1 protein-coding gene is annotated in these 12,552 nt (G+C 61.9%); it reads right to left on the minus strand.

Translation table 11 applies throughout. The annotated features are described in order from the left end of the window. Nucleotides 1-314: 314 nt before the first annotated feature. Entirely contained in the window at nucleotides 315-12,215 is an 11,901-nt protein-coding gene (locus tag GPL81_RS24195; protein ID WP_160108763.1) for a peroxidase family protein, read from the minus strand. Nucleotides 12,216-12,552 lie beyond the last annotated feature (337 nt).

Here is a 12,552-nt window from a genome sequence, read left to right on the forward strand (position 1 = left end):
GGCTCTTCCAAGTGACTCGCCGTAAGGGCGAAACCCTAAGTGGCCGTTACCGCAGGAATGGATATGTACACCATCAAAAAATATGTCGTCTGACACAAAGTCTTCGCGAGCAGGCTCGCTCCTACATTTGTACTGGGTACATTTGCGAAAGCCAGGTCAGCTTGACCCGGCCCGCTTCCGCGCCCGCATGGGATGATGCCACGCAAGCTGCAAACCGAGTCCGAACGAACGGCCAGGCTTTTATAAAAAAAGGGAGGGCATCCAGTGCCCTCCCCCCTCTGTTTACGCTCCCTGCGACATGACTGATCAGGACCTCAAGTAGCCAGAATGAAGTCCGTGGCAGTGACGGTTGTAGCATCGGCCACACCTACCAGGCGGATGGAGTCAGCGCCTCCGAAGCTGACCAGGGTATCCGCCCCGACATCAGCAATGGTGACGCTGCCGGCAAAGGTCGCCGCCGTGATGTTGAACGCGGAAATATCGAGCCGATCCTGGCCTCCCGCCGCGTTGGCATCGAAGCCGATGATCCGATCGGTCCCGAAACCCGCTGCGAACAGGAAGACATCGTTGCCATTGCTGGCATCCATGATGTCGTTGCCGGCACCGCCAGTGACCGTATCGTTGCCCGTACCGCCATCGATCTGGTCGTTGCCGATGCCACCCAGCAATGTGTCGTTACCGACACCACCGAGCAGCGTGTCGTTGCCATCGCCACCCTGGAGCAGATCGTTACCGATACCCCCATCCAGGCTGTCATCCCCCAGCCCGCCGAGCAGCGTGTCGTCGCCTACCCCACCATTCAACGTATCATTCCCGTCACCGCCGTCGAGGCTGTCATCGCCAGTGCCGCCGTTCAGGGTATCGATGCCAATGCCACCGAACAGTTGGTCGTTACCGGCGTCACCATTGAGCGTGTCATTACCGCCGTTGCCGGTGAGGATGTCATCGCCGTTGTCACCACTGAGGTTGTCATTGCCTGCCCCGCCGGTGATGACGTTGTTCACCAGGTTGCCATTGCCAATGAAGTTGCCAACGCCTGTGAAGGTCAGATTCTCGACATTGGCAGCCAGCGTGTAGTTGGCCAGCGCCGTCTGCGCAGTATCCGTACCGCCACCCGCCACCTCGACCAACACGTCCGCGGCCGCATCGACGATGTAGGTGTCGTTACCGGCGCCCCCTACCAACCGGTCAGCACCCGCACCGCCATTGAGGACGTCGTTGCCGACCCCGCCGGTGATGGTGTTGGCCAGCGCGTTACCGGTACCGGTGAAGTTACCCGCACCGGTATAGGTCAGGTTCTCGACGTTGGCAGCGAGCAGGTAGCTGGCCAGACTGGTTTGCACCAGATCGGTACCGCCACCCACCGCCTCGGTGACGGTGTCACCGACGTTGTCGACCACAAAGGTGTCGTTGCCGGCACCGCCATTCATGACATCCGCGCCCAGCCCACCATTGAGGATGTCGTTGCCGTCCCCGCCATTGAGGACGTCGTTACCGACCCCGCCGGTGAGGGTGTTGGCCAGCGCGTTACCGGTACCGGTGAAGTTACCGGCGCCGATATAGGTCAGGTTCTCGAGATTCGCACCCAGTGTGTAGCTGGCCAGCGCCGTCTGCACGGTATCCGTACCGCCACCTGCCCCCTCGACCACCACGTCCGCGGCGGTATCGACGACGTAGGTGTCGTTGCCGACTCCCCCCACCAACTGGTCAGCCCCCGCACCGCCATCGAGGACGTCGTTACCGACCCCGCCGGTGATCGTGTTGGCCAGCGCATTACCGGTACCGGTGAAGCTACCCGCACCGGTATAGGTCAGGTTCTCGACGTTGGCAGCAAGCAGGTAGCTGGCCAGACTGGTTTGCACCAGATCGGTACCGCCACCCACCGCCTCGGTCACGGTGTCACCAACGTTGTCGACCACAAAGGTGTCGTTGCCGGCACCGCCATTCATGACATCCGCGCCCAGCCCACCGTTGAGGGTGTCATTGCCGTCCCCGCCATTGAGAACGTCGTTACCGCTCCCGCCGGTGATGATGTTGTCCAGCGCATTACCGGTACCGGTGAAGTTAGCCGCTCCGGTATAGGTCAGGTTCTCGACGTTGGCACCCAGCACGTAGCTGGTCAGACTGGTTTGCACCAGATCGGTACCGCCACCCACCGCCTCCGTCACGGTGTCACCGACGTTGTCGACCACATAGGTGTCGTTACCGGCACCGCCATTCATGGCATCCGCGCCGAGCCCGCCGTTGAGGGTGTCGTTGCCGCCCCCGCCAGTGAGGACGTCGTTACCGCTCCCGCCGGTGAGGATGTTGTCCAGCGCATTACCGGTACCGGTGAAGCTGGCCGCACCGGTATAGGTCAGGTTCTCGACGTTGGCACCGAGCACATAGCTGGTCAGACTGGTTTGCACCAGATCGGTACCGCCACCCACCGCCTCGATCACGGTGTCACCGACGTTGTCGACCACAAAGGTGTCATTGCCGGCACCGCCATTCATGGTATCCGCGCCGGTCCCACCGTTGAGGGTGTCGTTGCCGTCCTCGCCATTGAGGACGTCGTTGTCGTCCCCGCCGTTGAGAATGTCATTGCCGGTGCCGCCCAACAGCTGGTCAATACCGCCCAGGCCATTGAGCGTATCGTTCCCGCCCAGACCACTCAGCACATCGTTACCCGCGCCGCCCGTCAGGGTGTTCGGGCCACCGTCACCCGTCAGCACCACGCCAGGCGGTAGCACAACCGCCGCCGTTGCCGCAGAGGTCACCGACTCCAGCGTGCCGAAGCCATCGGTGTAGCGCACGATCACCCGCAGTTGCAGATTGTTCTGCGCCGACCCAGGGGTGAAGGTCGCAGCGGTCGCACCGTTGATGTCGGTGAAGGAAGTGCCGATACCTTGCTGCCATTGGAAGCTGAAGGTGCCCAGCCCATCCACATCGGCAATCCCGGCCGTCAGCGCGGTCAGCACCTGTCCTTGTTCCGGTGTCGTATCGCTGATCAGCAAAGCGCCTGTCGGTGCATCGTTGACGTTGGCCACCGGATCCGAAGGGTCGGATGCAATGCTTTCGGCCACACCGAAGTTATCCACGTAACTGACCACCACACGCACCTGGTTGCCGACCTGAGCCTGCCCCAGTGTGAAGGTGCTGCCGGTGGCGCCCGGGATGTTGACGAAGCTGACCCCGTTGGTCGCCTGCCACTGGTAGGTGAACTGCGGATTGCTGAGGCCATCGGCATCGACGATGCTCGATGTGTTAGCGGTCAACACTTGGTTCTGCGCCAAAAGCCCGGTGACGGTCGGCCCTGCGGTCGGTGCGCTGTTCCCCGCCGAGTCGACGATCTCCAGCGTGCCCTTGGCATCCTGATACACCGCCCGGACGCGGATGTTCAGACCTGCCACATCGTCCGCCACCCGGTAGGTGGTGCCGATCGCCCGCGATACCTCGCCGGCGGCGACAAAGGTGATGTCTTCGAAAACACCCGAGCCAGGAATGTTTTCGACCTGCCAGTAGTAAGCCACCCCACCGGTCACCGCGCCGGTCGGATTGGCCCCACTCACGTTGTCCGCGTCGAATACCGCCTGATCGCTGACGCGCAGCAGCTGGCCGGCGACAGGCGTTTCGTCACGCGCACCGGTGGCATCATCGAGGATCGCCAGATGCCCCGATGGGCCGGCGTTTTGGGCGGTGCCCACGCCGGACGACTGCGCAACGTCGGCGAACTGCAGACGCTCGATGCCCGTCAGGCGATCAACACCATCACGCCCCGCCACCAGGTCGGTCACGATGACGGTGTTGCCCTCGACCACGACGCTGTATTCCGACGCATTACCGGAGAACAGTGCGGTGTCGTATTTGTCTTCGCCGGTCAGAATCTCCCGCACGATGACCAGTTGGCCTGGGTTGTAGGTGCCGTTGAGCATGAAGGGCACCATCGGCTCCATGCTGTCGAACGAGGCGATTTCCGGGCCGGTGCCATCGGCGTTCGCCCGTACGCTGATGCGTACGTTCAGCCACTTGTCACCGTCGATGATGTCGTCACCACCGCGGCCTTCGATAAGGTCGCTGCCGCTGCCACCGAGGATGATGTTGCCGCCGTCGTAGAACGTCGCTCCGGCGGGCAGCAGATTCGCCAGGCCGTTGATCAGGCTGATGTTGGTCAGCACACTGCCGGTTGCCCCCGCGGTGGGTAGCGATGTCGCATCTTCGTTATCACCGCGCAGGAAATCACCGTGCCTGGAACCCGACAGGCCTTCCATGATGTCGAAACGCACCAGTGCCGAGGCACCCGAACCCGGTACCGGCGGTACATCGAAAAAGCGATCGCTGTAATCGATGGTCACGCCCTGGGTGAGGTCCTTGAAGGTCGCCCAGTCATAGCCGGAGCCGCCGATATAGCGGTCACCGAAGCCGAGACTGCCGACCATGATGTCGTCGCCGCCTTCGCCGTTGAACTTATCGTTCTCGTTGCCGCCGATGAAGACATCGTTGCCGATCACCGGGTCGTTGCCGAGCGGGTCGAAGTTGTCGCCAGGCGCACCGTCCGAGGTGCCCTTCTCGATCCAGTCGTCGCCTTCGTTACCCATGTCCTGCTCGTTGGCCTTGCTACCCAGGATGAAGTCGTTGCCCTGGCCACCAATGGCTTCGGAGGCGTCCTCACCGGTCACGATGAAGTCGTTGCCGAACCCGCCAATGATCAGGTTGATGCCGTTGCCTCCGTGCAGCACGTCGTTGCCGTCGCCCCCCTGGATGTTATCGTCGCCGCCCATGTCAGTGATGATGTCGTCGCCGGCGCCACCACGCAGTTGGTCGTTGCCGTTACCCCCTTCGATGCGATCGTTGCCGGCATCGCCCCAGACCGTGTCATCGCCACCACCAGAGACGAGGATGTCTTTGCCGTTGGTGCCGCCCATCACGATGTGCTCATCACCCGAGTACCGGATGTAGTTGGTGTCCGGCCCCACCGTCAGCGGGTTGTCGCGGAACACCACCTGATGATGGTTATCGTCCAGCGGATCGGCGTTGCCCACGCCATCGTTGTACTGCTTGCTCTGGTCCACTTCCAGATAGAACGTCGGGTCCGAGAACACCAGGCCTGGCAAGTGCGTGGCCGAGGTGTTGGCCATGATCAGCTTGGCGAACGAGTTGCTTTCAAGTTCGGCATTCATCGACAGGCCAGAGGTACGTTCCAGGTAATAGAAGCGGTCGCCGTCCTGGAGTTTTTCCAGCTGGTTCTCGAACACGAAGTTGAAGGTCGTGCCGAGCATGCCGCCAAACGGCGTTTTCTCTTCCGCCAGGCCGCCGATCCAGAGATCGATGGCATCGACACCCGTGATCGTCACACCCTTCAGGTCGTCGGCAGTCCCCAGCACCCCGTCTTTACCGGCCCGCGTTACGTTGGCCCATTCAGCACTGCCGTTGAGGAAGTCCAGGCGGTCCGCCGGCGCACCCGTGCCACCGAACACGAGCAACATGGCTGCATCGCGCTTGGCTTCCATCGTGGTCGCCGCGAGGATCGACTGATGCGTGCCATAGGCCGCAATGAAGTTGATCAACGACTCCGGATGCTTGAGGTGCTGCACCAGGTCAACCCAGCTGGTGTACGGCTTGAGTTGGGAATCACCGGTTTGGCTGTAGATGTCGCGGCGGATCGCATTGAGCGAGGGAATGCCCACGTCGCGGCCACGGGCGATGTTGAGCGCCGGCAGGTCGAGCGGCAGGCCCAGCAGGTTATTACGCAGCGCCTCGGTGACGAACTCATCGATTTCGTTACCGGCTTGCCGTGTCACCCCACGAATGATTGCACTGGTCGCATCCTCTGGCGTCAGCCCACTGGCGGCATACGCCAACGGGTTGAGGAACGCCGCAATCAAGCCGATTTGCTGATTGGGATTAGCGCTGTTCGGATCGCCCACCACGTTGAAATGGGTGTCGAAACGATCAACGGTCTCGGTCAGCATCGAGTGGCCAAACCGGTACACGGTGTGGGCAAACTCGGCGACGATCGAGGCATCGAGGTCGACGTCATAGACCTGGGTCGGTGCGAAGAACAGGTCGACCCTTGGCTGGATGGTCCGCGCAAACTCCTCGAACACCAGGTGCTGATACTGCATCTCGGTGCCGAACTTGGCCGCCTGGAACAAGCGCTCGCCATTCCACACCAGCGCATCGATCTCTGCCTGGTTGACGGGCAACGCGCTCACCGGATTGAGCAGCCACTCGTTGAGGAAGGCCACGTCATGCGAATCGAGCACGGTGTCCTTGGTCTGTGCGACCAGCCGATTGTGCTCGGCGTGGAAGATCGCATGTACCGCCGTCAGGCCGATGTTCTCGTTGACCCGTCCGTCACCCGCGATGTAGTGCGCATCCAGCAACTCGTTGTCGTAGGTCAGGTTGGCCCCGGTCTGCGGATTGAACGGCTGTGCGTTGCCGACATCGTGATCGGCGTCAGGCGCGAGCACGCCACCGCTGAACACCGGTACGGCATTGTTGTTGATGTCGACGAGGAACTGGTGACCGGTGCGCACCGCATTGGCCAGGCTGATCGGGGCAAGCGGATTGCCTTCGACCAGGGTGTCATCCGCCGTGCCGGCGAGACCGTCAAGCCCCTTCATCACGACCATCGGGAAGCCGTGCGGCCCCTTGATGAAGTTGCCGTATGCGTCGGTCGCCAACAGTGGCGCGTTATCGACATCGGCATCGGTAAGGTGAATGCCCAGGACGTCGTTGGCCTGCGCCTTGACCACCTTCCAGGTTGCCATGCCACCGATCTCGGTGTCGTCGCCGGTGCCGTACTTGCCATCGGCGCCCAGGTCACGGTTGGTGATCAGCTTGCCGGTCGCGATGGGGCCGTGGTCAGTCAGCTGATAACCGCGCAGGAACACCTGGTGCGAGGGGTGCGAGCTGTAGGTCTGGTTCTGATCCACGAACGGCGTGGTGCTGTTGGTATGCTCATGGATGTCGTCGGCCGTGCCGAGCACACCGTCCGCCCCTGGCAGGTTGGTCGCGCGGGTCAGCACCATGAAGTTGGTGTGGCCGCCCGGCACATACAGCGGATCATCCGGTTGCAGCGGGATATAGACAGTGCCTGAACCGCCCTTGGTGACCAGGTCCAGACCATGGTCGAAGAACTGCCCGAAGAAGGTCATCCAGGCGTTGAATGGTGCGGACAATCCCGCATCCGCCGTGGTGTTCTCGAACAGGTACACATCGTGGTCGTCGGCAGTACCGAACTGACCATCCAGGCCGGGGCTGGCGACTATCCGTACGCCATCCTTGAGCACGTCGTCGTTACCCGAACCCACCACGCCGAAGTCGAGATGACCGTTCGCACCCGGATCGTACGCCGTGGCATAGGCCGCCGGGTTGTGCGAGGTCTGGTCGACGATCAGATTACTGATGGTGCGCGGTTGCGAGTCAAACACAGCACCGCTGTTCTGCGCATAGGACGACCCCGGGATGGCCGGCGAGCCGGGGCCGAAGAAGCCGGCAGGCGCACCTTCCGCCGGATTGAACACCGGATCACCCAAGCGCGGGAAGGTGTTGTCGGCGGCACCATACTCAGTGTGGTTGTTGCCGTTGAGGTTCATCAGGTTGTTGTTCGACCCGTCGACCGCACGCAGGCCCAGCGGCGCGCGGATGTTCGGGATCAGCGAGAGGATGTCCTGTCCGGCCGCGTCCGCCTCGGCAATCTTGATCTGGTCGAGGATGAAGTTGAGGTCGGAGCGGACCATGTGCAGGCCTTCGCCACCCGCCGTGGCATCGACTACAGGTACCGGCGCCGTTGGCACGACCGGTGCGCCGGGAGCCACCACGGCCGTCGGCTGCGAGAACACCACTTCAGTGGTGCCATGGCCATCCTGGTAGATCGCCTTGACCCGCAACGACAAACCGGCGAGGTCAGGAGAGACCTTGAATCGGGTGCCGTCGGCACTCTGGAACGCCAGGTCACCGGCGGGCAACAGGATGATGTCCTCGAACACACCACTGCCTGGATTGGCCTCGAACTGCCAGTAGTAGGACACCGAGGAATTGTTGATCGAGCCCAGTGGATTGCCCGCCGCGATGTTGTTGGCATCGGTCACCCCGGCCACGCTGACGATCAGCGTGTCGCCCACCGTGATCGCTCCGCCGTTTCCATCGGTGATGGTCGGACTGCCCACCGGTTCTGCGTTGAGCCCCGGCACCAGCACTTTCTGGGAATCGGCGAACTGCAGGCGTTCGATATGCAGCAGGGTATCGGTACCGTCGCGAGCCGCGACGGTATCGGCCACCGTCCAGACGTCGTCCGACAGATCGGCCGTGCCACGGGTGTCCTGGGTCACCACATACTCGGACTGACGCCCGGAGAAAATCGCGGTGTCGAAGGCGTTCCCGCCCGTCGAGGTACCGGGCAGGATTTCCCGCACGGCCTTGAGCTGACCCGGGTTATAGGTGCGGTCCAGCATGAACGGAATCATGTCGACCATGCTGTCGAAGCTGGCGATCTCGGGGCCGGTATGGTTGACATCACCCGGGGCATACACCGCAATTCTGACGTTGATCCATTTGTCGCCGTCGATCAGATCATCGCCACCGCGGCCCTCAATCAGGTCACTGCCATTGCCACCGAGGATGATGTTACCGGTGGCAAAGCCGGTGGTCGGCAGACCGGCATCGGCCAGAAACTGCTGCAGTCCATGGATCAATGCCACATTGGTCAGCGCACTGCCCGTGGCACCACCGTGGTTGACGATAGTGACAGCGTCAACATCGTCGCCTTTGAGCACATCGCCGTATTTCGAACCGGACAAACCTTCGACCTCGGCAAAGCGGTCGAGGATCGAGGCCGGCGAGGCGCCGACCGGATTGAACACCCCGGCGTTCTGGTTTGGCGCGTTGCCGTGTGGCTGTGCCAGCGCGGCCAGGCTCAGGTCAACGGTCACGCCGACCTTGTCATTTTTGTAGGTCACCCAGTCGAAACCGGACATGCCGTCCATCTTGTCCTGGGCATCGCTGCCGACAAAGATGTCATCGCCGCCCTCGCCGATCATTTCGTCGAAGCCGCCGCCACCGACAAAGATGTCGTTGCCGATCACATCGTCAAGGAGCAACGGCGAGGCGTTGTCGCCAGGCGCACCGTCCTGGGTGCCCTTCTCGATCCAGTCATCGCCTTCGTTGCCGGTCGGTGGCAGGTTGGTCTTGGCACCGAGGATGAAGTCGTCGCCCTGGCCGCCGAAGGTGGTAGTGATGTCTTCGGTGGTGACGATGAAGTCCTGGCCGTCGCCGCCCAGGATCAGGTTGCCTGCCACCCCCATGCTCCCGGCGATGATCACATCGTTGCCGGCATTGCCTTCCAGGCGGTTGTCGCCGAACGAGTCGGTGATGATGTCATCGCCTGCGCCACCCAGCACCGCATCGTTCCCGGCGCCGCCTTCAAGAATGTCGTCGCCCCCGTCGCCGTAAACCGTGTCATCGCCGTCACCGGAAATGATGATGTCATTGCCGGCAGTGCCGCCCAGCACGACATGGTCTTCACCGGTGTACTGCAGATAATTGCTGTCTGCACCAGGCGTGTTGGGGTTGTCGCGGATCACCAGCGGCACGATTTCCACGCCGTTGATCATGATGCCGCCCGTCGGGTCGGCGTTACCGTGCGCGCCCAAGCCCGTGAACTGATTGGCCTGATTCACTTCGAGCGTGAACGTAGGCGTCAGGAACACGGTGTTCGACAGGTGAGTGACATCGCTGTTGAGCATGATCAGCTTGGCAAAGGAGTTGTTCTCCAACTCCGTGCCGAAGTTCAGGCCCGCGGTACGCGACAGGTAGTAGAAGCGGTCACCGTTCTGCAACGCTTCCAGTTGGGTTTCAAACACGAAGTTGAACGTCGAGCCGAGCATGCCGCCGAACGGCATTTTCTGCTCGGCGAGGCCACCGACCCAGAAGTCGATGTCGTCCACACCGGTGGTGGTGACGCCATTGACCATGGCGTAGATGCCCCTACTGTTCAGAAAGTCCAGGCGATCTGCATCAGTGGCGGTAAAGGTACGTTCATCGGCAGTGCCGACGTTGATCACCGCGCTACCGCCAAACACCAGGGCAGCGGCGACCGCACGCATCTCGGCCAGCGTATCCACATCGGCCGCCGTCAATGCCCCGTGCGTACCGAAGGCCGCAATGAAGTTGACCAGCGATTCGGGATGCTTGAGGTGATCCACCAAGTCAGCCCAACTGATGTACGGCTTGAGTTGGCTGTCGCCGGTGGCTGCGTACATCTCACGGCGCGCTTCGTTCAAGGTAGGGATGCCGGTGTCGCGACCGCGCGCCAGGTTCAGCGCCGGCAAATCGAGCGGCAGGCCGAGCAGGTTGTTGCGCAGCGCTTCGGTGACGAACTCGTCGATCTCGTTGCCGAGCTGGCGGGTGACACCGCGAATGATCGCCCCGGCTGCTTCGTCCGCAGTCGCCCCGCTGCCGGCGAACGCCAGCGGGTTGAGGAAGGCAGCGATCAGGCCGAGTTGCGAATCCGGGTTGTTCGGATCAGTGAGGAGCGGATTGAACTCGGGGTCGAAACGATCGACTGTCTCGGTCAGCATCGAGTGACCGAAGCGGTAAACCACGTGAGCAAACTCGGCGAGGATGGCCGGGTTGATCGAGGTATCATAACCGTTGGGGGCCAGGAATTCGTCGACCTGCGGTTGAACGGTCCGCGCGAACTCTTCGAACACCAGGTGCTGGTACTGCATCTCGGTACCGAACTTGGCGGCCTGGAACAGCCGTTCGCCGTCCCACACCAACGCCGCAATACCAGCAGGTGTGGTCGGTATCGCGGCCACGTCGTCCACCAGCCATTCATTAAGGAAGGCCAGATCGCCGGCGGCAAGAATGGTGTCCTTGGATTGCTGGACCAGGCGGTTGTGCTCGGAGTGGAACACATGGTGCACGGTGGTCAGGCCGATGTTCTCGTTCACCCGGCCATCGCCGGCAATGTAGTGGGCGTCGAGCAGTTCGTTGTCATAGGTCAGGTTATTGCCACCGGCGTCAACGGCCTGCGCATTGCCGACATCGCTGTCGCCATCCGCCTGCAGAACCCCGCCGACGATGACCGGCGCGGCATTGTGGGCGATATCGTCGAGGAAACCATGCCCGGTGCTGACGGCGTTGGCCAGGCTGATCGGAGCATTCCGGTTGCCTTCGACCAGTTGAGTAACGTCATCAGCGGTCCCGGCAATCCCGTCAGCACCGTTACTGAAGCGCATCACCACCTGTGGCATGCCGCTCGGGCCACGGATGAAGTTGCCATACGCATCGGTGGCCAGCAGCGGCACGTTGTGCACATCGGCGTCGGTCAGATTGATACCGAGAATGTCACGGGCCTGGGCCTTGACCACTGCCCAGGTCGCCATGCCGCCGTTTTCGCCGTCGCCATCATCGGCGGTGCCGAACTTGCCATCGGCGCCGAGATCGCGATTGGTAATCAAACGCCCCGTTGCCACAGGGTCACCGGCCGCGTTGAGGACGTACTCGCGCAGGAATACCTGGTGCGAAGGGTGCGAGCTGTAAGTCTGGCTCTGGTCTACGAACGGCGAGGTGGTGTTGAGCTGGCCATCATCGGCAGTGCCGAGTTGCCCATCCGCGCCAGGGGTATGCACGGCGCGTGGCAGCACCATGAAGTTGGTATGGCCGCCCGGTACATACAATGGATCGTCCGGCTGCAGCGGAATAAACACGACATCGGTACTGCTCTTGGTGACCAGGTCCAGGCCATGGTCAAAGAACTGGCCGAAGAAGGTCATCCACGAGTTGAAGCCGGCGGTCAGGCCGACGTCCGGTGACACGTTGGGGATGAAGAACACTTCCTTGTCATCGGCCGTGCCGAATACCCCATCCAGACCGGGGCTGATGACCGGGTCGGCACCGCCGTTCGCCGCGACCGCAGCCGGGTTGTGGGCGGTCTGGTCGACGATCAGGTTGCTGATAATCCGTGGCTGCGGGTCGACCACATTCCCTGACGCGGCATAGGCCGCTCGATATTGGGCATCCAGCAGGCGCAGGAAGGAGTTGTCCGAGGCGCCAAACTCGCTTTGCCCGGCGACCAGGTTGTTGTAGCTGCCATCGACGGTTCGCAGACCGAAGGGCACCTGACTGTTGGGTAGCAAATCAATGAGGCTGGCGCCATTGGCGTGCGCTTCTGCAATGAAGATTTGCTTGAGGATGAATTCCAGGTCCGACTTGTTGAAATTGGCCATTTTACATTGTCCTCGATCTATCTGGGGGTAAGGCGCGGGACGACAGAATCCGCCCGCGCCCAGTCAGGTGCTGACTTGCGCAGTGTGTGGGTTCAGTTTTTAGGCGAGAGCAGGCGTGGATCAGGCAAAGCCGTCACCTGGCGCCCGGTAATGCGCGCCTGGAATTCGCAAAATGAATGGCTCGCTGAGCGATTAGGCAGAGCGATGCCAGGCTGTCGGTGGGCCATGGCATCTGGAGGTCGAGGCGAACCTCCTGAACAGCTCCGTCACTCTGCAAAAGAACGCAATGATCGACATGTTTTGCTCCTTCAGGAGTCAACGTGCCTTGCATTGCCAA

It is taken from the genome of Pseudomonas izuensis (assembly GCF_009861505.1).
Taxonomy (GTDB): Bacteria; Pseudomonadota; Gammaproteobacteria; order Pseudomonadales; family Pseudomonadaceae; genus Aquipseudomonas; species Aquipseudomonas izuensis.

What these genes read in the sequence shown, in the direction of transcription:
- GPL81_RS24195 (WP_160108763.1), bottom strand. Translation starts at nt 12,215, where the DNA reads ATGGCCAATTTCAACAAGTCGGACCTGGAATTCATCCTCAAGCAAATC.